The organism is Micromonospora sp. URMC 105, from assembly GCF_051386295.1.
Taxonomy (GTDB): domain Bacteria; phylum Actinomycetota; class Actinomycetes; order Mycobacteriales; family Micromonosporaceae; genus Micromonospora.
Genome location: NZ_JBPQTL010000090.1, coordinates 1 through 22839, shown reverse-complemented (window position 1 = coordinate 22839; position 22839 = coordinate 1). Strand labels below are relative to the sequence as shown.

Here is a 22839-nt window from a genome sequence, read left to right as displayed (position 1 = left end):
CGCGGAGTACGCCGCCGTCGAGCGCACCGAGGTGTGCCGCCGGGTGTTCAGCGTCAACGTGTGCACCTCGCCGCCGCGCGCCGTCGGGGGGGTGGGGGTGGTGGGGGCGCCGGTGGCGAGGCGGTTGCGGCGGTAGCCGTAGCCGAAGTAGATGACGGCGCCGAGCAGCATCCAGATCCCGAACCGGATCCAGGTCTCCACCGACAGGTTGAGCATCAGGTAGAAGCAGGCCAGCGCCGAGACGATCGGCAGCACCGGGGAGAACGGCACCTTGAACGGCCGGTCCAGGTCCGGGCGCTTGCGGCGCAGGATCGGCACCGCGACCGAGACCAGCACGAACGCGCAGAGCGCGCCGATGCTGACCAGGTCGGCCAGCGCGGAGAGCGGCAGGAAGCCGGCGAGCAGCGCCACCGCCACGGTCATCACGGCGGAGATCCGGTACGGGGTACCCCAGCGCGGGTGGATCTTGGCGACCGACGGCGGGATCAGCCCGTCCCGGGAGATGGCGAAGCCGATCCGGCCCATGGCCACCAGGTCGACCAGGATCACGCTGGTCAGGCCGGCGATGGCCGCGATGGACACCAGCACGCCGGCCCAGTTCGCACCGGCCGCCTTGAAGGCGGAGGCGATCGGGGCGCCCCGGTCGATCTCGGTGTACGGCACCATGCCGACCACGACCAGCGAGACGCCGATGTACAGCACGGTGGAGATCAGCAGCGTGCCGAGCAGGCCCAGGGTCAGGTCCCGGCGGGGCCGGCGGGTCTCCTCGCCGAGGTTCGCCACGGCCTCGAAGCCGGTGTACGCGAAGAAGACCACCGCGGCGGCGCTGAGCACCCCGACGAAGCCGAAGACCGAGGGCTCCAGCCCGAACAGCGCCTGGGTGACGGGCTGCTTGATGCCGTCGTCGGCGTCACCGGCGGGCTGCGCCGACGGGATGAACGGGGTGAGGTTGGCGGCCTTCACGAAGAAGAGCCCGGCGGCCACGATGAAGACGCAGATGGCGACCTTGACCAGCACCAGCAGGTTGGTCACCCGGGCGGACTCGCGGATGCCGACGATGGCGACGATGCCGAGCAGCAGCACGACGCCGATGGCGCCGAGGTTGACCACGCTGCCCTCCTCGCCGAACCAGGCGGTGGGCAGGCCGAAGAGTTCGGCGAGGTAGCCGGACCAGCCGCGGGCCACCACCGCCGCGCCGAGGGCGAACTCCAGCAGCAGGTCCCAGCCGATGATCCAGGCGACGACCTCGCCCATCGTGGCGTACGCGTAGGTGTAGGCGCTGCCCGCGGTCGGCACGCTGGAGGCCAGTTCGGCGTAGCAGAGCGCGGCGAGCAGGGCGACCACGCCGGCGATGGCGAAGGAGATCACCACGCCGGGCCCGGCGCTGTCCCGGGCCTCGATGCCGGTCAGCGTGAAGATCCCGGTGCCGATCACGATGCCGATGCCGAAGCCGGTGAGGTCGCGCGCGCCGAGGCGGCGCTTCAACCCGAGCGTGCCGTCGTTGCCGTCGGCTTCGCTCTGCGCCAGCACGTCCTTGATCGGTTTGGTACGCAGCATGGACACCGCGAGTGCACTCCTCCCACCGTGCGACCACCCTGGTGGCGGCCGGTGACCGGCGATGCTACCCAGCACAGACCCTCGCCAATCACTACTTCTCGCCCCAACCCGGCATTGACCCGGCGTGTGGGTTCGGTCACGTAGCGCGGTGTGTGCCGCGCCGCCGGCCCCCGCCCGGAATCCGGTATCCGGACATCCGGGTCAGACCCTTGCGCGGAGCCCGTACGGTGTGAAAATTTTCTACCAGCGGCAGATAGCCGGCGGCGAATCTTGCCGCTACTGGCCGCCACTCACGGGAGCCCGACGAAGGGACACACCGCATGAAGGCAACTCGGCTCGGGGCCGCCGGGCTGGCCGTGGCGCTGCTCGGCGCGCTCGCCGCCGGCACCCCCGCGAGCGCCGCGCCCGACGCGACCGCCGACACCTCCACCACCACCTGCACCACCGACCCGGCCACCCCGAAGCGCCAGTTCCGGGCGATGTGGATCTCCTCGGTGGTCAACATCGACTGGCCGAGCAAGGCCTCCCAGACCGCGCCCGACCGGGTGGCCGCACAGCAGGCCGAGTACCGGGGCTGGCTCGACCTCGCGCAGAAGCTCAACCACAACGCGGTCGTCGTACAGGTCCGCCCGACCGCGGACGCGTTCTGGCCGTCGCCGCACGAGCCCTGGTCGGAGTTCCTGACCGGGGTGCGCGGGCAGGACCCGGGCTGGGACCCGCTGGCCTTCCTGATCGACGAGTCGCACAAGCGCAACCTGGAGTTCCACGCCTGGTTCAACCCGTACCGGATCTCCATGCCCGCCCCGAGCGGCGCCGGCGCGGACCTGACCAAGCTCGCGCCGAACCACCCGGCGCGCCAGCACCCGGAGTGGACCTTCGCCTACCCGCCGGCCGGGGTGGCCGGCAGCAGGCTCTACTACAACCCCGGCATCCCGGAGGTCCGCGAGTTCGTGCAGACCGCGATGATGGACGCGGTCAGCCGGTACGACGTCGACGGCGTGCACTTCGACGACTACTTCTACCCGTACCCGAGCGGCACCCACCAGGTGCCGGACGACGCCACCTTCGCCGCCCACAACCGGGGCTTCACCGACAAGGCGGACTGGCGGCGCGACAACATCAACCTGCTGATCCAGGAGATGAACGCCAAGGTCAAGGCGGCCAAGCCGTGGGTGAAGTTCGGGGTCAGCCCGTTCGGCATCTGGCGCAACAAGTCCGTCGACCCGCTGGGCTCGGACACCACCGGCAGCCAGTCGTACGACATCATCTCGGCCGACACCCGAAAGTGGATCAAGCAGGAGTGGATCGACTACGTGGTGCCGCAGCTCTACTGGTACATCGGCCAGTACCCGGCCGCCGACTACGCCCGGCTGGTGCCGTGGTGGGCCGAGCAGGTGCGCGGCACCCGGGTGCAGCTCTACATCGGCCAGGCCGACTACAAGAGCGGTGACCCCGCGTACGGGCCGTACTGGCAGAACCCTCGCGAGCTCTCCGACCACCTGACGCTCAACCGGTCGTACCCGGAGGTGCTCGGCAACGTGCACTTCTCGGCCGTGCAGGTGAAGGCGAACCGGCTCGGCGCCACCGACATCTACGCCGCCGAGCACTACTCCCGGCTGGCGCTGGTGCCGGCGATGCCGCACCTGCCCGCCAAGCCGCTCCTGCCCCCGGTGGTCACCCGGGCCGAGCGGTCCGCCGACGGGGTACGGCTGCACTGGCGGCAGCCGGCCGACGGCCGGGGTCCGTTCGGCGACGCCACCTCGTACGCGGTCTACCGCTTCGACGGCACGCCGCCGGTGGGTGCCTGCGGCTTCGCCGACGCGTCCCACCTGATCGCCACCCTGCGCGCCGACGACGCCACCGCGGTGCAGTCCTTCCTGGACGCCACGGCGGAGCCGGGGCGGGCGTACACGTACCACGTGACCGCGCTGGACCGGCTCTCGAACGAGAGCCGGCCGAGCCCGGCGCGGGTGGTGCGCTGATCCCACCGCGAATGCCCCGGGCGGTCACCGCCCGGGGCATTCGTCTGTTTCATCGTCAGTCATCAATTGTTCGCGGCGGTCACACATCGAAGCAGGGGAATTGATCGAGACTGGTCCGACACCCGGTGATCTACCGGTCACCGGCCGTAGACCGTCTCCGCGGAGGTACCCCTATGCCCAGACGACTCGCCACCCTGTTCGCCGCCGGCGCGTTCGCCCTGCTCGCCGTGCTCGGCGTGAGTTCGCCCGCGTTCGCGGTGACACCCGAGCAGAAGCTCTCGGTGCTCTCCAGCTGGACACAGACCAGCGTCACCAGCTACAACGCCTGGAACTCCGCCCGGCTGAACAAGGCCGCCTGGGCCGACTACGCCTTCGACTGGTCCACCGACTACTGCTCGTCCAGCCCGGACAACCCGCTCGGGTTCAACTTCACCCTCTCCTGCGCCCGGCACGACTTCGGGTACCGCAACTACAAGGCCGTCGGCCAGTTCTCGGCCAACAAGGCCCGGGTGGACAGCGCCTTCTACGAGGACCTGAAGCGCTCCTGCGCCACGTACAACGCCGTCGTCCGGCCGGCCTGCTACAGCCTGGCCTGGACGTACTACCAGGCGGTGAAGACCTTCGGCTCCGTCGCCGCCGTCCAGCAGTCCGACATCGACCGGGCCGCCCGGATGAAGGCAGACGCCGAGCGCCGGGCCGCCCTGCGCGGCTGACCCCGCCGCCGTCGACTCCGCCGGGCGTCCCCGACCGGGGCGCCCGGCGGCGTCAGGCCCGCTCCCGGCGGTCCAGCTCCTGCCGGCCCGGGCCGCCCTGCCGGGGGGCCGCCGCCCCGGCGGTGCCGAACCGGATCGAGTCCGCACCCAGGTCGGGGTGCTCCACCGCCAGCGCCAGCGCCGCCGCCTCCTCCAGGCCCAGCTCGCCCCCCTCGCCGTACGCGGCGTCGAAGGCGGCGTCGCCGAGCACCCGGCGCAGCTCGGCCTGCCGCTCCAGCCAGTAGGTGCCGTAGATGCCCGGGGTGGCCCGCAGCTGCGCCCGGGTCGCCTGCGCCGCGCCGAAGAGCCGGGCGGCCGTGCCCAGCTCCCCACCGGCCGCGCAGCGCACCGCCACCGCGTTGACGGTGTCGCAGGCCCGGCCGTGGTAGCCGTGGCTCATCCGGGAGCGCAGTGCCGCCAGCAGGTGCTCGTGCGCCGCGACCAGATCGCCCCGGGCCAGGGCGACCATGCCGAGCAGCATGTCCACCGACCGCCGGCCCCGCTCGACCGGACGCACCGCCTCCACCGGGCGGGCCGCGCCCAGCAGCTCCGCCGCCTCGTCCAGCGCACCGCGCCGCCACAGCAGCTCGGCCAGGTTGTAGACGGCGAAGAGCGCGTCGCCGGTGACCTGCTGCTCCTCCGCCCAGTCGATGACCTCCCGGCAGACCCGCTCCGCCTCGGCGAACTGCCCCATGTCGATCAGCGGCGCGGCCCGCCCGGCCAGCACCCGGGCGAGCAGTCCGGCGTCACCGGCCTGCCGGGCCGCCGCCTCCGCCCGCTGCGAGTAGCGCAGCTCCTCGGCGAACTCGCCGTCCGCGCCGGCGTGCAGCGAGTGTGAGTGGTACGCCGCGGCCAGCTCCGCCTCCGGGATCACCTCGCCGGTCTCGGCGATCCGCCCGTAGAGCCGGAACAGCCAGAGCCGCGCCTCCCGGGACAGCCCCCGCTCCCGCCACCACTGGTCCAGTCCGCCGGCCAGGCGCAACCCGGCCCGGGCGCTGCCCCCGGTGGCGCACCAGCGCAGCGCGGCCCGCAGCTCCCCGGCCAGCGGGTCGAGCGCGTACAGCGACAGGGTCACCGGCCGCCCGTCCGGGCCCAGGTGCGCCTGCTCCAGCGCGTGCGCGGACCAGGCGACGTGCCGGTCCCGCGCGGCCTGCTCCTCGCCCGTCTCCACCAGCCGGCGGGCCGCGTACGCCCGGATCGGGTCGAGCATCCGGTAGGTGCTGCCCGAGGCGTGCGGCTCGGCCAGCACCATCGACTTGTCCACCAGCACCGACAGCGGGTCGAGCGGGTCGTCGTGGAACAGCCACTCCACCGTGGACAGCTCCACCGGCCCGGCGAAGACCGCCAGCCAGCGCAGCAGCCGCGACGCGCGCGGCCCCAGCGTCCGGTACGACCAGGTGACCGTCGCCTGCATGGTCAGGTGCCGCTCGGAGGCGGAGCGCTGCACCGCCCGGTGCGCGGGCGACGGCACCTTCCCGGCCGCCGCGGCGACCAGGTCCACGGTGTCCTGCTGGTTGCCCGTCCAGCCCCGCTCCGCGGGCGGCTCCGGCTCGGCCCGCCCCGCGTCGAGGGTGCCGAGCACGTCGTCGAGGCGGGCGGCGAGCTGCCCGGCGGAGAGCACCCGCAGCCGGGCGGCGGCCAGCTCGATCGCCAACGGCAGGCCGTCCAGCCGCTGCACCACCCGGCGCAGGTCACCGGCCTCCGCCCAGTCCGGCGGCCGGCCACCCCGGGCCGCCGCCGTCCGGTCGAGCAACAGCGCCACCGCGTCGCTCTCGGTACGCCCCGGCTGCGGGTCGACCGAGAGCGGCGGGATGCGCCAGACCACCTCGCCGGGCAGGCCGAACGACTCCCGGCTGGTGGCCAGCACCCGCACCCCGCCCCCGCCGGCGAGCAGCCGGGAGATCACCTCGGCGCAGGCCGCGGGCTGGGCGTCGCAGGTGTCCAGCACCACCAGCATCCGCCGGGCGGCGGCGTACTCGACCAGGGTGTCCAGCATCGGGCGGCCCGGCTCGGGACGCAGCCCGAGCACCGCGGCGACCGCGAACGCCACCAGACCCGGGTCGGTGACCGTGGCGATGTCGACGAACCACACCCCGTCCGGGTACGCCTCCACCATCCCGGCGGCCAGCTCCACCGCCATCCGGGTCTTGCCGGCACCGCCCGCGCCCAGCACGGTGACCAGCCGGTGCCGGCGTACCAGCAGGTCCAGTTCGGCGCGCTCGGTCTCCCGGCCGATGAACGAGGTGACCTGGGTGGGCAGGTTGTGCGCCACCGCGTCGGCGGTACGCGGACGGGGGAACTGCCGTTCCAGGCCGGGCGCGACGAGCTGGAAGAGCCGCTCCCGGTCGTCGAAGCCGCGCAGCCGGTGCAGGCCGAGATCGAGCAGGGACGCGCCGGACGGCAGCGGCTCGGCGTGCCGGGCGGTCGACGCCGAGCAGAGCACCTGCCCGCCGTGGGCGGCGGCGGCCACCCGGGCGGCCCGGTGCACCTCGGGGCTGGCGTACTCGCCGTCACGCGGCTCCGCGTACCCGGTGTGCAGCCCCATCCGCACCCGGGGGGTCGCCTCCGGCGTGGGCCAGTCGTGGGTGGACAGCGCGCGCTGCGCGCTCAGGCAGGCGGTCAGCGCCGCCGCCGCGTCGGGGAAGGCGAGGAAGAACGAGTCCCCCTCGGTCAGCAGCTCCGCGCCGTCGGTACCGGCGAGGGTGTCCCGGAGCAACCGGCGATGCTCCCACAGCACGGGGCGATAGCCCGACCCGAGCAGCTGGGCCAGCCGGGTCGAACCCTCGATGTCGGTGAACACGAAGGTCACCCACCCGCTCGGGAGGTGGATCCGTGGCGACATGCGTGGAACCTCCGCCCCTGACGTCGGTTTCATGCTGCCCTATGGTCGGGCCGTCACGCATCGTGAGAACGGCCGGGCGACGTCCGCCCCAAGGTGCCATCAGCGCCGGTCACCGGCAAGTTGTGCGCCGCCGAACGGCCCGGGTTCGGCGCCGCTCAGCAGCAGCCGCCACCGCCGCAGCAGCCGCCGGCCGGCGCGGGCGGGGCGCCGCCCACCGGGCCACCGCCGCCCCGGCCGGTCACCGCGACGGTGGAGAGCAGCTTGACCGTGTCGGCGTGCCCCTGGGGGCAGGACGCCGGTTCACCGGCCCGGGCCATCGGGCGGTTGACCTCGAAGGTGTCGCCGCAGGCGCGGCAGCGGAACTCGTACCGGGGCATGCCCCCAGGGTACGACCGGGCCTGACGGTCGCACCCGGATGGGTGATACTCGACGGGTGGCGAGCGGCGAGGAACGATCGACGGTGCGGCCCCTGCGACCGGCGACGCCTCCCGACGGGCCGCTCGGCAGCTCCGGCGCCGCGCCGGACCCGACCCCGGTCCCCCGGCCCCGCCGCCCCTTCCTCGGCCGGTCGCGGGCCGACGCAGAACCGTCGAGCGCACCGGCCACCGTGGAATCGGCCGAGGCCGGCGCGGCGGCTCCGGCGGCCACCGGCACCTCGACGGCCGGCCCCGAGGCGACGGCAGCGCGGAGCACCACCGACGCGGCGCAGGCCGACGACGGGAAGGCCGGGAGCAGCGCCGACCCGGCGGGGACCGGCCCGCAGACCGCCGACGCAGAGCCGGACGGCCGTGAGCAGGCCGAGGGCGGCAACGGCGCGAAGGCGACGAAGACCAACGGGGACGCGCCCGAGGACGGCGCGGACCCGACCAACGCCGATGCGGAAGCAACGAAGGACAGCACGACAAAGGACGGATTGGCGAAGGACGGTGCGGCGGCCGGTGACCGGCCGGGGCGCCGGCGCCGGATGCCGTTCGCGCACGCCGTGCGGCTTCCCCCGCCCCGGCAGGCGGTCGCCGGCGCGGCCCGGGCCACCCGGGCCTGGTCCCGCCGCCCGAGCGGCCGGCTGACCCTGCCCGGGGTGTTCCTCGTCGCGCTGGTCGCCGCCACCGCGGTGGTGGGCGCCGTGGTGGTCCCGTCGGCCGTCCGGGCGCCCAAGCCGGTCGCCGTGGACGGGACCGAGGGCGGTGCCGTCGTCGTACCCGCACCGGGCGCGCTGCCCGGCGCGACCGCCGTGCCGGTGCTGCCCGGCGGGACCGCGCTGCCCGGGCTGCCGACCGCCACCACGCTGCCCGGCGGTGTGCCGCCGACCGGCCAGGTCGGCGCGCCCGCCACCGGCCGCCCGGCCGACGCTCTGGCCACCTGGGCGCAGACCACCGGCGCGCGGGTGGGCATCTCGCCGGTGGCGATGCAGGCGTACGGCTACGCCGAGCTGGTGCTCGCCGAGACCAATCGCAGCTGCCAGCTGAGCTGGACCACGCTCGCCGCGATCGGGTACGTCGAGTCGCGGCACGGGCAGGCCAACGGTGCCGGCCTCCAGTCGACCGGACGGGCCGAGCCGGAGATCATCGGCGACCCGCTCGACGGGCAGGGCGGCCGCATGCGGATCACCGACACCGACCGCGGGCTCTTCGACCGGGACACCGTCTACGACCGGGCCATCGGCCCGATGCAGTTCATCCCGACCACCTGGCAGGAGATCGGCGCCGACGCCGACAACGACGGCCGCAAGGATCCGCACGACCTGGACGACGCGGCGCTCGCCGCCGGCCGGTACCTCTGCAAGGGTGGCCGGAACATGACCATCCCCGGCGACTGGTGGGGTGCCATCCTCTCCTACAACGACGTGCGCCGGTACGCCCAGGACGTCTTCGACCGGGCCAACCAGTACGGGGTGGCCAGCCGTACGTGACGTGATCGTCTGCATACATTGCCGGACCGGACACTTCCCCCCGGCTGCCGTTGACGGCAAGCTAGACGGGTGATGGTGCGCGAGTGGGATCCCCGGACCGCGTCGTCCGACGAGATCGCGTCCGTGCTGGACACGCTGAACGCGGTCCTGGCGGCGGACCTCCCGCAGGACCCGCCCTGGCGGGAGAGTTCCTTGCGGGAGTACCTCTGCGAGGTGATGCCGGGCGAGCGACGGATCTCCTGGGTCGCCCAGGCCGAGCCCGGGCCCGACGGCCGGCCCGGCCCGATCCTCGGCCATGTGCACGTGCTGCTGCTCGGTGACATCGGCGTGCTGGAAGTGATGGTGCACCCGACGGTCCGGCGCAGCGGGCTGGGCCGTGAGCTGGTCCTGCTCGCCGCCCGCCGGGTCTACCAGGAGGGCTTCCAGTCGATCGGGGTCGAGGTGGTCGGCGACACCCCGGCCGTCGGCTTCTACGAGTCGCTCGGCTTCGCCCGCGAGTACGTCGAGACCCGCAGCGTGCTCGACCTCGGCGCGGTGGACTGGCCGGCGCTGGCCGAGATGGCCACCGGCATCGGCGCCGGATACCACCTGGAGTTCTGCCCGGGCGGCCCGCCCGACGAGCTGATCGACGCGTACGCGCGGGCCAAGGCAGAGGTGCGCGACGTCGACGACGGCGAGCTGCGCCCCAGCTCGTACGACCCGCAGCGACTGCGCGACAGCCTGGACACGCTGCACCGGCGGGGCATGAAGCCCTACATCGTGCTGGCCCTGCACGAGCAGACCGGCGAGGTCGCCGGCCTGACCGAGGTGGTGGTGCCCGCGCAGCACCCCACCCGGGCCGACCAGTACGACACCATCGTGGTGCAGGACCACCGCGGCTACGGCATCGACCGGGCGATCAAGGCCCGGATGCTGCTGGAGCTGCGCTCGGCCGAGCCGACGCTGGCCGAGGTGCAGACCTGGAACGCCCAGGCCAACGAGGCGATGCTCAAGGTGAACGCCGAGCTGGGCTACCGCCCCGACCGGGAATGGTGCGAATACAGCGTCGACGTCGCCGAGCTGGTACACCGGCTCGACGCCGCTCGCTGACCGGGAGTTCACCAGGCCACCCCCCACGGGGGATGGACGGCGGTCGGCAACGGGCCTTAACGTGCGTTAGTTCCCGTCCACCCATCGTGGAGGCCTCATGCGCCTGCGCCGCAGGTACGCCGCGCTCGCAACCGCCGCCGCCGTCACCCTTCCGGTCATCGGCATCGCACCCACCGCGGCCAGCGCCGCGCCCACCGACCTGTTCATCTCCGAGTACGTCGAAGGCTCGTCGAACAACAAGGCGATCGAGCTGTTCAACGGCACCGGCGCCCCGGTCGACCTCACGGCCGGCGGCTACCAGCTCCAGCTGCACTTCAACGGCTCCACCACGCCGACGAACATCGCGCTGAGCGGTACCGTCGCCGCCGGGGAGGCCTTCGTCCTCGCCGCCGCCTCGGCCGGCCCGGCGGTGCTCGCCCAGGCCGACCAGACCACCGGCGCGTCGCTGTTCAACGGCGACGACGCGATCGTGCTGCGCAAGGCCGGCACGGTGCTCGACTCGATCGGCCAGGTGGGCGTCGACCCGGGCACCGAGTGGGGTGCCGGGCTGACCAGCACGGCCGACAACACCCTGCGGCGGCTGCCGTCGGTCTCCACGGGGGACATCGACCCGTCCGACGCGTTCGACCCGGCCGCCCAGTGGGCGGGCTTCCCGACCGACACCTTCGACGGTCTGGGCGCGCACACCGTGGACGGCGGCGGCCCGGTCGACCAGCCGGCCACGCTCAACTGCGGCGGCACGCTGGCCCTGGAAGCCGGCGCAACCGCCACGCGCCAGGTCACCGCCACCGACGCGGACGACACGATCACCGATCTCGCCGTCACCTCGGTCAGCCCCACGCCGGCCACCGGCTCGATCAGCCGGACGGCCTTCACGCCGGCCACCGCCGCCGGCGGGACCGCCACCGCCACGGTCACCGCTAGCGGCCTGCCCGGCGGGGCGTACGCGGTGACGCTGACCGCCACCGACGCCGAGGGCGGCACCGCCACCTGCACCCTCACCGTGCAGGCCACCACCGTGCTCTCGGTCGGCGAGGTGCAGGGCCCGACCCGGGAGGACGAGAACGGCCACACCGACCGCTCCCCGCTCGCCCCGGCCAGCGGCAACGGCACCAGCTCCACGCTGTACGACGTGCGCGGCGTGATCACCCAGAAGTCGCTCACCCGCACCTCGGCCGGCGCCGACCAGCACGGCTTCTACCTGCAGAGCCGTACGGGCACCGAGGACGGCGACCCGCTCACCTCCGACGGCCTCTTCGTCTTCACGGGCTCGTTCACCACGCTGATCGGCGGCTACGCGCCGACCGTCGGCGACGAGGTGGTGCTGCGCGGCCGGGTGTCGGAGTACTTCAACCAGACCCAGCTCTCCGGCGCCTCCCTGGTGCGCAAGCTTGACTCCGGCCTGGACGTGAACACCGCCGTCGCGGTGGACGACGCGGTCCCGCCGGCCGAGGCGGCCGACGCGAACCGGTACTGGGAGCGGCACGAGGGCACCCGGATGCGGGTCCGCTCGGGCAGCGGGGTGTCCGCCCCGCGCCACATCTTCGCCTCCACCGCCGACTCGGAGATCTACGTGGTGGACCGCGAGGACCCGATCATGAAGCGGACCGACCCGTACGCCCGGCGGGTGTTCCGGGACGCCCACCCGCTGGACGACATCCCGGGCACCCTCTTCGACAACGGCAACAACCAGCGCATCCTGCTGGGCGCGGGCGGGGTCAAGGCCACGGCCGGCGACTCGTCCGCGCTGCTGCCGCCGGCCCGCACCTTCGACACCCTCGCCACGGACGCGTTCGGCGCGGTCTCCTACGGCTTCAGCAAGTTCACCGTGCAGCCGGAGACGCTCTCCCTCACCGCGGGCGCCGACCCGTCGGCGAACAACCCGCCGCAGCCGGCCGACCGCAACCGTGAGGTCGCCGTCTCGACCTACAACGTGGAGAACCTGTACGACTTCCGGGACGACCCGTTCGACGGCTGCGACTTCGCCGGCAACGCGGGCTGCACCGGGGTACGGCCGCCGTTCGACTACGTTCCGGCCGACGAGGCCGACTACCGGGAGCACCTGGCCGCGCTCGCCGACCAGATCCGCACCGACCTGCACTCCCCGGACCTGATCCTGGTACAGGAGGCCGAGGACCAGGACATCTGCACGGTCTCCGGCACCGAGTTGGCCTGCGGCGCCACCAACGACGCCGACGGCGCTCCGGACACCCTCCAGGAGCTGGCGCTGACGATCTCGGCCGCTGGTGGCCCGGCCTACGCCGCCGCCTACGACCGGACCGGCGCGGACGCCCGGGGCATCACCTCCGCGTTCCTCTACCGCACCGACCGGCTCTCGCTGGCCGAGGCGACCGCCACCGACCCGCTGCTCGGCGCCACGCCGACGGTGCAGTACCGGTCGGCGGGGCTGCCGTCCAACGCGGACGTGCAGAACCCGAAGGCGCTCAACGCGCAGCTGCCCGCCGACACGGACACCTCGACGGGCAAGGACGGCGACAACGTCTTCACCCGCGCCCCCCAGCTGGGCAAGTTCGTGGTGCGGGCGACGCCGGGCGGCTCGGAGTCCTACCTGCTGTACGCGCTGAGCAACCACTACTCGTCCGGCCCGGACACCAAGGTCGGGCAGCGGACCGAGCAGGCGACGTACGGCGCCGCGATCGTCACCGCGATCGAGGAGTCGGACCCGCAGGCCCGGGTGGTCTACGGCGGCGACATGAACGTCTTCCCCCGCCCGGACGACCCGATCGCCACCGCGGCGAACCCGACCCCGTCGGACCAGCTCGCCCCGCTCTACGAGGCCGGCCTGCACAACCTCTGGGACGACCTGGTCGCGGACGTGCCGGCGGCGGCGTACTCGTACGCCTTCAGCGGGCAGGCACAGACGCTGGACAGCATCTTCGTCAACGACGCGCTCCACGCCGACCTGGTACAGGTGCGCACGGCGCACGTCAACGCCGACTGGCCGTCCGACGTCAGCGGCGACGGGTCGCGTGGCGCCAGCGACCACGACCCGTCGGTCGCCCGGTTCCGCGCGCAGCCGTCGCTGCGGGTGGCCGACGCGGCGGTGACCGAGGGCGACAAGGGTGACAGCACCCTGACCTTCCAGGTCACCGTCTCCCGCCCGCTGTCGGCGCCGACGACGCTCTGCGCCGCCGCGGTGGGCCTGACCGCCTCGGCCGGGTCGGACTTCGACCCGTACGTCGGCTGCCGGGTCCTGCCCGCCGGGCAGACCTCGCTGGCCTTCCCGGTGACCGTCCGGGGTGACCGGAAGGTCGAGGCGGACGAGAAGATCGCCTTCGCAGTCGCCGGTCCGCTGAAGCTGCGGCTGGCCGACCCGCTGGCGGTGGGCACCATCACGAACGACGACTGAGTTCCTGCTGTCCCGACGGCCCGTCGGCCAGGCATGCGCCTGGCCGGGGGCCCGTCACCAGTTGGGGCGGACCCGGGGCGGGGGCGGATCACCGCGGTACTTCGCCACCCGCACCTCCCACTGGCTGCGCCGACGCATGGCGTCCCGCACCGCCCGGTTGCGGTGGAAGGTCTCCGGGGGACGCGCCAGCCCGTAGATGTCGGCCCACCACTCGCCGGTCTCCGGGTCGAGAATCGTGTCCAGGTGGGAGGGGTAGCGCCGTTCCGCGCCGTCGCGGGCGTCCTCGCGGTCCCGCATCGGCTGGAGCACCCGGCCGAACTCGTCGACAATCGCGAGCCGGAATCCGGCGGCCGCGATGATGCGACGTAACAGGGCGATGCTCGGGACCAGCGTCCCCGCCTCGATCTTCCCGATGGTGCCGTGGTGCACCTCAGCCCAGCGAGCCAGCTCCCGCTGGCTCGCATCGGCACGGCGCCGGACGGCGCGCACGATGCCGGCGGCCGGCCAGGGCAGGTCGAACGGCTTGCTGAGGAAGGTCGGCTGTGCACCGCAGCCCTCGCCGTCGCCGCCGCACCGGCCGCCGCGCCGGCCACCGGCCTGGTCGCCGGGTTGGTCGCCGGGCTGGTCGCCGTCGGCCTCCGAGGCGGGCGGGTCGGTGGGGATCACATCACTCATGGCGTCACCGTCGCGGCTGCCCGGGCTCCGCCACCACCCCGCTGCACCGTCCTGTGGACAACCGACTGCCCTGTGGACAACCTCCGCCGCGCGTCACGCCGTGCTCGGTAGCGCTCGGTCACCGGATTCACCGATCGCCCGAGAACAACCCTGAGTGATGGCCGGCCGGGCCCGGCGGCAGATCCCCGTGCAGCCTCGACCGCAGGCATCGCCCTGAACAGCCAAAACACGCCGCCCCACCCACACCTCCACCCCACCCCTGCCGACGCTTTGCTCTGCTGCCCTATCGGCGACGGCGACTGCGTGTGTGCGTCGCCTCCAGGGCAGCAGAGCAAAGCGACAACGCGAGGGGGGGTTGCCGGGGAGCGTTAGCTACCCACAGTGATGACGCTGGCGCCGGGAGGGCGGCAGCGTCGGGCGAAAAAATGGGCGGCGGGCCACAACGTCCAGCGACGGCACAGCCCGTTCAGCAGACCGGCGCGGAGCAGGGAGGCCGCGCCGGCGGTCAGTAACGCTCGCGGAGCAGCTGGGCGGCCTCGACCGCCCAGTAGGTGAGGATGATCTGGGCGCCGGCCCGCCGGATCGAGGTGAGCGTCTCCAGGATCACCCGCTCGCGGTCGATCCAGCCGTTCGCCGCGGCCGCCTCGACCATCGCGTACTCGCCGGAGACCTGGTAGGCGGCGACCGGGACGTTCACCGCGTCCCGGACCGCCGACACCACGTCGAGGTAGGGCAGCGCCGGCTTGACCATCACGATGTCGGCGCCCTCGGCGATGTCCAGCTCCACCTCGCGCAGCGACTCCCGCAGGTTGGCCGGGTCCTGCTGGTAGGTGCGGCGGTCGCCCTCCAGCGCCGACTCGACGGCGTCCCGGAACGGGCCGAAGAAGGCCGAGGCGTACTTCACGGCGTACGCCAGCACCGCCACGTCCTGGTGGCCGGCAGCGTCGAGCGCCCGGCGTACCACGCCGACCTGGCCGTCCATCATCCCGGACGGCCCGACCATGCCGACCCCGGCGGCGGCCTGGGCCACCGCCATCTCGGCGTACGCGGCCAGGGTGGCGTCGTTGTCGACGCCGCCGTCCGGGGTGAGCAGCCCGCAGTGCCCGTGCGAGGTGAACTCGTCCAGGCAGAGGTCGCTCATCACCACGGCGGCGTCGCCCACCTCGGAGACGACGTCCCGGATGGCGACGTTGAGGATGCCGTCCGGGTCGATGCCGCCCGAACCGGTGGCGTCGCGCGACGTCGGCACCCCGAAGAGCATGATGCCGCCGACCCCGGCCTGCACCGCCTCGACGGCGGCCTTGCGCAGCGAGTCCCGGGAGTGCTGGAGCACTCCCGGGAGCGACGCGACGGCCCGCGGCTCGGTCAGCCCCTCCTTGACGAACATCGGCACGACCAGCTCGGCCGGGTCGACGCGGGTCTCGGAGACCAGCCGCCGCATGGCGGCGTTACGACGCAGCCGGCGGGGCCGGATCTCGGGATACGGCACGGGAGCCTCCTGTCAGCGGAACCTCAGGGCGGTCGGCCCCTGCACCTTCGAGCCGCGGCGCTGCTTGGCCGGCATGGCGGCCAGCTTCTCGCGCAACTCGACGGCGTAGGCGGCAAGCGCCTCCACCAGATCGGGCACCGAGGCGTGCGCAGGCTGCACGTCGACCCGCAGGCCGAACTCCGTCGCGGTCTCCGCCGTCTTGGGCCCAATGACGGCAACAACGGTACGCGCGTGCGGCTTCCCGGCGATGCCGACCAGGTTCCGCACCGTGGAGGACGAGGTGAAGAGCACCGCGTCGAACCCGCCCGACTTGATCGCGTCCCGGATCTCGGCGGGCGGCGGGGCGGCCCGGACGGTCCGGTACGCGGTGACGTCGTCGACCTCCCAGCCGCGCTCGGTGAGCCCGGCGGCGAGCGTCTCGGTGGCGATGTCGGCGCGCGGCAGCAGCACCCGGCCCACCGGGTCGAGGATCTCGTCGTGCGGCGAGAACTCGGCCAGCAGCCCCTCGGAGGACTGCTCCCCGGACGGGACCAGCTCCGGCTGGATGCCGAAGGCGCGGACCGCGTCGGCGGTCGCCTCGCCGATGCAGGCGATCTTGACGCCGCCGAAGTGGCGGGCGTCCAGGCCGTGCTCGGCGAACTTCTCCCAGACCGCCCGGACGGCGTTGACCGAGGTGAAGATCACCCAGGCGTACCGGCCGTCGACCAGGCCCTTGACCGCCCGCTCCATCTGGGCCGGGGTGCGCGGCGGCTCGACCGCGATGGTCGGCACCTCGCACGGGATCGCCCCGTACGCGCGCAGCCGGGCGCTCATCGCGCCGGCCTGCTCCTTGGTGCGGGGCACCAGCACCTTCCAGCCGTACAGCGGGCGGTTCTCCCACCAGCTCAGCTTGTCGCGCTGGCCGACGCCCTCACCGACGGTGAGCACGACCCGGCCGGTGAAGCCGAGGGCCGCCGCGACGAAGGAGTCGACGGTCGACGTGGTGGTGTACTGCGTCTCGCCGGTGCCGTCGCCGGTCACCCCGACGCCGGTGGTGCCGTCCACCCCGGCGGCCAGCAGGCCGTCCCGGATGGCGGCGAGGTCACCCGCGTCCACCGCCAGCGCCAGCGAGCCCCGGCCGACGGCCGCGGCCAGCGCGTCGAAGTCCAGCGTGCTGACGTCCTCGACGTCGGCGGCGGTACGCACGCCCGGCAGCGGCACACCGGCGTAGGTGGCCACGCCCTCGGCCTGGCCGACTCCCGGCACGACCTCGAAGTGCGCGGCGGTACGCGCCACCGCCTGCACCTCCTTGACCACCGAGTCGTGGCCGAACGGGTCACCGGCGACCAGGTGCACCGCGTTCAGCCCGGACCGGGCGGCGGAGATCAGCACCTTCGCCACGTCGCCCGGCGCACCCTCGGCCGGCGTGAACTGGGCGTCGGACCGGGCCTGGGCGCGCACGGCGTCGAGCAGCGACTCGGGGACACCCCGGTCGTACACCACCTGGTCGGCGTCGACCAGGGCGTCGTGCGCCCGGCGGGTCAGCAGGCCCGGGTCGCCGGGACCAGCCCCGACGAACGCGATACGGCCTACGGGCTTACGGGTGCGGGTCATTCTGTGCTCCCAAATTGCTGGGTCCCCGGGCCGGTGTGTCCTTCGTGGCCGAGGATCGAGTCGGCGCCGAGTTCGAGGAGTTCGGCGGCGAGTGCCTTGCCGATCTCCGCCGCGTCGGCGGGCGTACCGGTGCGGGACAGCCGGAGGTCTCGGGCGCCGTCCGGGCTGATCACCGCCCCGCGCAGGTAGATCTCCTCACCGGCGTCGCCCTCGGCGAGTTCGGCGTAGGCGGCGACCGGAGCGGAGCATCCGGCCTCCAGGGTGGCCAGCAGCGCCCGTTCCGCGGTGACCGCGGCCCGGGACGGTGCGTGGTCGAGCACGGCGAGCAGCTCGACCAGGTCGTGGTCGTCGGCCCGGCACTCCACCGCCAGTGCGCCCTGGGCGGGCGCCGACAGCATCAGCATCGGGTCGAGCGTCTCGGTGATCGCGTCGGTCCGGCCGATCCGGGCCAGCCCCGCCCGGGCCAGGACCACCGCGTCGAGGTCGGCGTCCGGGCCGAGCACCCGGCCGAGCCGGGTGTCGATGTTGCCCCGGATCGGGGTGACCTCCAGCTGCAACCCGAGGGCGTGCAGCTGGGCGATGCGGCGCAGCGCGCCGGTGCCCACCACGGCTCCCGGCGGCAGCTCGGCGAGGGTACGGCCGCCCGTGGCGACCAGCGCGTCGCGCGGGTCCTGCCGGGGCGGCACCGCCGCGATGTGCAGCCCGGCCGCCGCGGCGGTGGGCAGATCCTTGTACGAGTGCACCGCGAGGTCGATGGTGCCGGCGATCAGCGCGTCGCGCAGGGCGGAGACGAAGACGCCGACGCCGAGCCGGTGCACCGGGGCCGACGAGCGGTCACCGGCGGTGACCACCTCGACCAGCTCGACCTCGCGGCCGGTGGCCGCGGTCAGGGCCTCGGCGACCTGGCCGGACTGGGCCATCGCCAGGGCGCTGCCCCGGGTACCGAGGCGCAGGGGCGTGCTCATCGCTCACCTCCGGTGGGCGGGACGTCGGCGACGTCGAAGGACGGCCGGCCGTCGGCGTTCGCGACGATGTCGGGAACGGTGTCGACCGGGGAGGTCTGGGGTACCTGGAGGTCGAACAGCTCCCGCAGCAGGGCCGCGTACTGGTCTCCCCCGGGTTCGGCGGCGAGCTGGCGGACCCGCACGGTGGGCTGGTGCAGCAGCCGCTGCACCACCCGGTGCACCGTCCGGGCGACCTCGGCGCGCTGGTCGTCGGTGAAGTCGGGGCGGCGCTGGGCGAGCCGGCGCAGCTCGGCGGTGACCACGTCGTCGGCGCGGCCCCGCAGGGCGGCCACGGTGGGCGCCACGTCGGCGCCGCGCAGCCAGGACAGGAACGTCTCGACTTCGCCGGTGACGATCCGGGTGACCTCGGCGGCGTCGGCGGCGGCCTCGCCGGTGGCGAGCAGCGAGGCCATCCGGTCGATGTCGATCACCTCGACGCCGGGCAGCTCGGCCACGCCGGGCTCGACGTCGCGCGGCACGGCGAGGTCGAGCAGGACCAGCGGGCCCCGGTCGGGGTCGCGCTCGGCGAGGGCCCGGGTGACCACGTCGAGGGTGAGGACCGGTTCGGTGGCCGCGGTGGCGGCCACTACGATGTCCACTGTGGAGAGCGCGTCGACGAGCTCGGCCATCGGCACGGCGCTCGCCCCGTACGACTCGGCCAGGCGTACCGCCCGGTCGGCCCCGCGGTTGGTGACCGTGAGCGGCCCGGCACCCCGCCGGGACAGCGTGGCCACGCCCAGCGCGCCCATCGCGCCCGCGCCCACCACCAGGGCGGGGCGGCCGGAGAGGTCGCCGTCGAGGTGACCGGCGGCCAGGTCCAGCGCGGCGGTGACCACGCTCTGCCCGGCGCGGTCGATGTTGGTCTCGGCGTGCGCCCGCTTGCCCACCCGCAGCGCCTGCTGCATCAGCTCGTGCAGCAGCCGCCCGGCGGAGTCGGCCCCGGTGGCCCAGTGGTACGCGTCACGCAGCTGGCCGAGGATCTGCGCCTCGCCGACCACCATCGAGTCCAGCCCGGCGGCGACCCGGAAGACGTGCTCGACCGCGGCGGCGTCGTAGTGCACGTAGAGGTGGTTCGCGAGCGCGGCCGGCGGGGCGCCGGCCTGGTCGGCGAGGACCGCGCAGATGTCGCCGAGGCCGCCGTGGAACCCGGACACGGCGGCGTAGACCTCCACCCGGTTGCAGGTGGAGACCAGCACCGCCTCCGAGACGTACGGCTGGGCGAGCAGCCGGTCCAGCATGCGGGTGAGTTCGGCGGGAGCGACCGCCAGCTGCTCCAGGGTGGCCACGGGTGCGGTGCGGTAGGACGCGCCGACGGCAAGCAGTTTCACGTGCCGATCGCCTCCTGGGTGTCGGTGGCCGCGAGCCCACCGGGCAGAGCGGTGAGGGCGGACCCGCCGGTGGCGGGGAGCGCGGTCAGCGACGCCTTGCGGTGCTCGTGGAAGGACAGGATCTGCAGCTCGATGGCGAGGTCGACCTTGCGCACGTCGACCCCCTCCGGCACCGAGAGTACGCACGGCGCGAAGTTCAGGATGCTCGTCACGCCGACGGCGACGAGTTGGTCGGCGACCGGCTGGGCGGCCGAGGCCGGAGTGGCGATCACCCCGATCGAGATCGACTCCTCGGCGGCCACCCGGGGCAGGTCGTCGACGTGCTGCACGACCAGGCCGTTGATCACTTCGCCGACCCGGGACGGATCCGCGTCGAAGAGCGCGGCGATCCGGAAGCCCCGGCTGGCGAAGCCGTCGTAGCCGGCCAGGGCGTGACCGAGATTACCCACGCCGACCAGGGCGACGGCCCGGCAGTGGGTGAGCCCGAGCACGTACTCGATCTGTTCGATCAGCAGCGCGACGTCGTAGCCGACGCCCCGGGTGCCGTACGAGCCGAGGTGGGAGAGGTCCTTGCGGAGCTTGGCCGAGTTGACCCCGGCGGCGCTGGCCAGCCCCTCGCTGGAGACCGTCTCGTGGCCGCTCTCGGCGAGGTTGTGCAGGGCTCGGAGGTACTCGGGGAGCCGCGCGACGGTCGCCTCCGGAAGGTCCGGGAGCGCCGGTACGGCACCGGCGCGGCCGGGCGCGCCAGGGTGACGGTGCTGACTCATGAGACTCCGTGCGGTGCGATCCTCGGCCAGCTCCGGTGCCCGGCCATTTCGGGACCCCCGCTGGCGACCGAGGGTGCCGGCCGTGCTAGCGGGGCGCGTCGGAACTACAGAGTAGGCGCTTGTGAAGACGTGCACAAATCGCGATCTTGCTGACCCGCGACGCCCCTCCACCAGGCCCTCCATTCCGCAAGATCGATCCGGCGGCCTCCGCCGGCGCCGCTCGGCGATTATTGCTCAATCCCGACTTCTCTGACCAATCACGCAGGGCCTGCGGGACACGTGGCGTGCCCCTCACCAGCGGCGCGGCGAATCCGACGGCACGACCGGCAGGCCCGAAAGATCCGCGCGGACGGGCGGTAGGGGCAGCCCGACCTCGAACGGGGCGGCTCGCCGGATGGGCGTTCCGGCCCGACGTCCCTAGCCTCGGAGCATGAGCACCGTCGCCTCGGCCACACCGACGCCCAGCGTGAGCCGCCAACTGCTGCGCGACACCGGGTACGTCCTGCTCGGCCTGCCCCTGGCGCTGTTCGGCCTGGTGGTGCTGACGGCCGGCCTCGCGCTCGGCGTCGGGCTGGCGGTACTGGTGGTCGGCCTGCCGATCACCACCGGCACCCTGTACACCGCGCGCGGCCTGGCCGACGTGGAGCGGATGCGGCTGCCCACGGTGCTCCGGATGCCCCGGATCCGCCCCCGCTACCTGACCCCGCCACCGGCCGCCGGGCCCTGGCGGCGGATCTTCACCCCGATCCGGGACGGGCAGTCCTGGCTCGACCTGGCGCACGGCATCTCCCGGTCCGTGGTGGCGATCGTCACGTTCGCCATCACCGTCGCCTGGTGGGCCGGCGCGCTCGCCGGCACCCTCTACGCCGCGTACGACTGGGCCCTGCCGTACGGCCCGGACGACCACAGCCTCGCCGAACTGCTCGGGCTCGGCGACGGGCCGGTGGCCCGGATCGGGCTGAACACCGCCCTCGGCCTGATCTTCCTGCTCACCCTGCCGATCGTGGTACGCGGCTCCGCGCTGCTCCAGGCCGGCTTCGCCCGCGGCCTGCTCACCGGCGTGGCCGAAATGCGCGACCGGATCACCGTGCTCGAGGAGCAGAAGCGGGCGGCGGTGTCGGCCGAGGCGGCGGCGCTGCGCCGGCTGGAACGGGACATCCACGACGGCCCCCAGCAGCGGCTGGTCCGGCTGGCGATGGACCTCAGCCGGGCCCGGCAGCAGCTCGCCACCGACCCGCAGGCCGCCGCCCGCACCCTGGACGAGGCGATCGCCCAGACCCGGGACACCCTGGCCGAGCTGCGCGCGCTCTCCCGGGGCATCGCGCCGCCGGTCCTGGTCGACCGGGGCCTGCCCAGCGCGGTGGCCGCGCTGGCCGGCCGCAGCCTGGTGCCGGTGGACCTGAACCTCGACGACCGGCTGGGCAACCCCAAGGGCCGGCTCGACCCGCTGGTGGAGAGCACCGCCTACTTCGTGGTCGCCGAGGCGCTGACCAACGTGGCCAAGCACAGCGGCGCGACCGGCTGCGCGGTGACCGTGCAGCGCCACGACGACCGGCTCGACGTCACCATCGGTGACGACGGGACCGGCGGCGCGCACGTGGCCAAGGGGCACGGACTCGCCGGCATCGCCGACCGGGTCCGGGCCGCCGGCGGCCTGCTGCGGGTGGAGAGCCCGGCCGGCGGGCCCACCACGGTACGGGCGATGCTGCCGCTGTGACCGGGGGCACCGGCCCCCGACGTGGTAGACAGCGCAGCATGCGAGTGCTGATCGCCGACGACGCCGTCCTGCTCCGGGAGGGTCTCATCCGGTTGCTCACCGAACAGGGACACGAGGTGGTGGCCGCCGTCGGGGACGGCGAGGCGCTGGTGGAGCAGGTGGTGGCGCACCGGCCGGACGTCTCGATCGTCGACGTGCGGATGCCGCCCACGCACACCGACGAGGGGCTGCGCGCGGCCGTCCGGGCCCGCGAGCTCGTCCCCCGTACGCCGATCCTGGTGCTCTCCCAGTACGTCGAGGTGTCGTACGCCGACGACCTGCTCTCCACCGCGGGCGGGGGCGGCGGCGGGATCGGCTACCTGCTCAAGGAGCGGGTGGCCGCGATCGACGAATTCCTGGACGCGCTGGCCCGGGTGGCCGCGGGCGGCACCGTGCTCGACCCGGAGGTGGTCGGCCAGCTGCTGGTCCGGCGCCGCCGGGACGACCCGCTGGGCGAGCTGACCCCGCGCGAGCGGGAGGTGCTGGCGCTGATGGCCGAGGGCCGCTCCAACGCCGCCATCGCCAAGTCCCTGGTGGTCACCGACGGCGCGGTGGAGAAGCACGTCCGCAACATCTTCACGAAACTCCACCTCCCCCCCGACACCGACCACCACCGCCGCGTCCTGGCCGTCCTGACCCACCTCCGCGCCTAACCCCCGGACAAGCCCCGGTGATCATGAAGTTGGCGGCAGTGAAAGAGATCGACATCGCCGTCAACTTCATGAT

The 22839-nt window shown here is 73.8% G+C and carries 16 protein-coding genes; 7 read left to right on the top strand and 9 right to left on the bottom strand.

Annotation, left to right across the window (positions count from 1 at the left end; all coding sequences use genetic code 11):
* Positions 1-1557: amino acid permease (locus ACSNN7_RS23255; protein WP_436683058.1), on the bottom strand; the 1557-nt coding region annotated here is incomplete at its 3' end.
* A gap of 320 nt (positions 1558-1877) precedes the next feature.
* On the opposite strand from ACSNN7_RS23255, the gene ACSNN7_RS23250 reads away from it, so the two are divergent.
* Together ACSNN7_RS23250 and ACSNN7_RS23245 are read left to right on the top strand one after the other, a co-directional pair.
* Complete coding sequence (locus ACSNN7_RS23250; protein WP_436683056.1) at positions 1878-3539, top strand: family 10 glycosylhydrolase; 1662 nt, start codon at positions 1878-1880, stop codon at positions 3537-3539.
* Between the two features lie 173 nt (positions 3540-3712).
* The gene (locus tag ACSNN7_RS23245) at positions 3713-4252 is read left to right on the top strand and encodes a phospholipase (RefSeq protein WP_436683055.1); all 540 of its coding nucleotides are present in this window, start codon (positions 3713-3715) and stop codon (positions 4250-4252) included.
* A gap of 52 nt (positions 4253-4304) precedes the next feature.
* Here the strand turns inward: ACSNN7_RS23245 and ACSNN7_RS23240 are convergent, their stop codons facing one another.
* Both ACSNN7_RS23240 and ACSNN7_RS23235 read right to left on the bottom strand, forming a co-directional pair.
* Positions 4305-7133, bottom strand: a complete 2829-nt coding sequence (locus ACSNN7_RS23240) for an ATP-binding protein (protein ID WP_436683054.1) — start codon at positions 7131-7133, stop codon at positions 4305-4307.
* 155 nt (positions 7134-7288) lie between these two features.
* A complete protein-coding gene (locus ACSNN7_RS23235; RefSeq protein WP_334449637.1) occupies positions 7289-7510 on the bottom strand; it encodes an FmdB family zinc ribbon protein in 222 nt (73 codons plus the stop codon).
* A gap of 38 nt (positions 7511-7548) precedes the next feature.
* Here ACSNN7_RS23235 and ACSNN7_RS23230 point away from each other — a divergent pair, with 38 nt between their 5' ends.
* The 3 genes from ACSNN7_RS23230 to ACSNN7_RS23220 all read left to right on the top strand — a co-directional run bounded on the left by ACSNN7_RS23230 (position 7549) and on the right by ACSNN7_RS23220 (position 13501).
* On the top strand, positions 7549-9042 hold the full coding sequence (locus ACSNN7_RS23230) for a lytic murein transglycosylase (protein WP_436683053.1): 1494 nt from the start codon (positions 7549-7551) through the stop codon (positions 9040-9042).
* 72 nt (positions 9043-9114) lie between these two features.
* Positions 9115-10131: a GNAT family N-acetyltransferase gene (locus ACSNN7_RS23225; RefSeq protein WP_436683057.1), complete on the top strand. Its 1017-nt coding sequence runs from the start codon at positions 9115-9117 to the stop codon at positions 10129-10131.
* A 97-nt stretch (positions 10132-10228) separates the two neighbouring features.
* Complete coding sequence (locus ACSNN7_RS23220; RefSeq protein ID WP_436683052.1) at positions 10229-13501, top strand: lamin tail domain-containing protein; 3273 nt, start codon at positions 10229-10231, stop codon at positions 13499-13501.
* Positions 13502-13555: 54 nt separating this feature from the next.
* On the opposite strand, the gene ACSNN7_RS23215 is transcribed toward ACSNN7_RS23220, so the two are convergent.
* From ACSNN7_RS23215 to ACSNN7_RS23190, 6 genes are all read right to left on the bottom strand, one after another.
* Positions 13556-14176, bottom strand: coding sequence for a helix-turn-helix domain-containing protein (locus tag ACSNN7_RS23215; RefSeq protein WP_436683051.1), 621 nt, complete (start codon positions 14174-14176; stop codon positions 13556-13558).
* A gap of 505 nt (positions 14177-14681) precedes the next feature.
* On the bottom strand, positions 14682-15665 hold the full coding sequence (gene hemB / locus ACSNN7_RS23210) for a porphobilinogen synthase (RefSeq protein WP_436683050.1): 984 nt from the start codon (positions 15663-15665) through the stop codon (positions 14682-14684).
* Between the two features lie 12 nt (positions 15666-15677).
* Positions 15678-17258, bottom strand: coding sequence for a uroporphyrinogen-III synthase (locus ACSNN7_RS23205; protein ID WP_436683049.1), 1581 nt, complete (start codon positions 17256-17258; stop codon positions 15678-15680).
* On the bottom strand, positions 17255-18223 hold the full coding sequence (gene hemC / locus ACSNN7_RS23200) for a hydroxymethylbilane synthase (RefSeq protein WP_436683048.1): 969 nt from the start codon (positions 18221-18223) through the stop codon (positions 17255-17257). Before hemC ends, ACSNN7_RS23205 begins: the two co-directional genes overlap by 4 nt.
* Positions 18220-19590 (bottom strand): glutamyl-tRNA reductase, encoded by a 1371-nt coding sequence (locus tag ACSNN7_RS23195; RefSeq protein WP_436683047.1) that lies wholly within the window; start codon positions 19588-19590, stop codon positions 18220-18222. The genes hemC and ACSNN7_RS23195 overlap by 4 nt, the downstream gene beginning before the upstream one ends.
* Complete coding sequence (locus tag ACSNN7_RS23190) at positions 19587-20357, bottom strand: redox-sensing transcriptional repressor Rex (protein ID WP_436683046.1); 771 nt, start codon at positions 20355-20357, stop codon at positions 19587-19589. Before ACSNN7_RS23190 ends, ACSNN7_RS23195 begins: the two co-directional genes overlap by 4 nt.
* Before the next feature lie 430 nt (positions 20358-20787).
* Between ACSNN7_RS23190 and ACSNN7_RS23185 the strand changes: the two genes are divergently transcribed.
* Both ACSNN7_RS23185 and ACSNN7_RS23180 read left to right on the top strand, forming a co-directional pair.
* A complete protein-coding gene (locus tag ACSNN7_RS23185; RefSeq protein WP_436683045.1) occupies positions 20788-22074 on the top strand; it encodes a sensor histidine kinase in 1287 nt (428 codons plus the stop codon).
* A gap of 38 nt (positions 22075-22112) precedes the next feature.
* Entirely contained in the window at positions 22113-22766 is a 654-nt protein-coding gene (locus ACSNN7_RS23180) for a response regulator transcription factor (RefSeq protein WP_334449654.1), read from the top strand.
* Positions 22767-22839: the final 73 nt, after the last annotated feature.

Excerpts from the sequence above, each read along its gene's own strand:
- ACSNN7_RS23205 (WP_436683049.1), bottom strand. The coding sequence starts at position 17,258 with ATGACCCGCACCCGTAAGCCCGTAGGCCGTATCGCGTTCGTCGGGGCT.
- ACSNN7_RS23215 (WP_436683051.1), bottom strand. The coding sequence starts at position 14,176 with ATGAGTGATGTGATCCCCACCGACCCGCCCGCCTCGGAGGCCGACGGC.
- ACSNN7_RS23190 (WP_436683046.1), bottom strand. The coding sequence starts at position 20,357 with ATGAGTCAGCACCGTCACCCTGGCGCGCCCGGCCGCGCCGGTGCCGTA.
- ACSNN7_RS23225 (WP_436683057.1), top strand. The coding sequence starts at position 9,115 with ATGGTGCGCGAGTGGGATCCCCGGACCGCGTCGTCCGACGAGATCGCG.
- ACSNN7_RS23240 (WP_436683054.1), bottom strand. The coding sequence starts at position 7,133 with ATGTCGCCACGGATCCACCTCCCGAGCGGGTGGGTGACCTTCGTGTTC.
- ACSNN7_RS23180 (WP_334449654.1), top strand. The coding sequence starts at position 22,113 with ATGCGAGTGCTGATCGCCGACGACGCCGTCCTGCTCCGGGAGGGTCTC.
- ACSNN7_RS23235 (WP_334449637.1), bottom strand. The coding sequence starts at position 7,510 with ATGCCCCGGTACGAGTTCCGCTGCCGCGCCTGCGGCGACACCTTCGAG.
- ACSNN7_RS23185 (WP_436683045.1), top strand. The coding sequence starts at position 20,788 with ATGAGCACCGTCGCCTCGGCCACACCGACGCCCAGCGTGAGCCGCCAA.
- ACSNN7_RS23220 (WP_436683052.1), top strand. The coding sequence starts at position 10,229 with ATGCGCCTGCGCCGCAGGTACGCCGCGCTCGCAACCGCCGCCGCCGTC.
- ACSNN7_RS23230 (WP_436683053.1), top strand. The coding sequence starts at position 7,549 with ATGGGTGATACTCGACGGGTGGCGAGCGGCGAGGAACGATCGACGGTG.
- ACSNN7_RS23250 (WP_436683056.1), top strand. The coding sequence starts at position 1,878 with ATGAAGGCAACTCGGCTCGGGGCCGCCGGGCTGGCCGTGGCGCTGCTC.
- ACSNN7_RS23245 (WP_436683055.1), top strand. The coding sequence starts at position 3,713 with ATGCCCAGACGACTCGCCACCCTGTTCGCCGCCGGCGCGTTCGCCCTG.
- hemC (WP_436683048.1), bottom strand. The coding sequence starts at position 18,223 with ATGAGCACGCCCCTGCGCCTCGGTACCCGGGGCAGCGCCCTGGCGATG.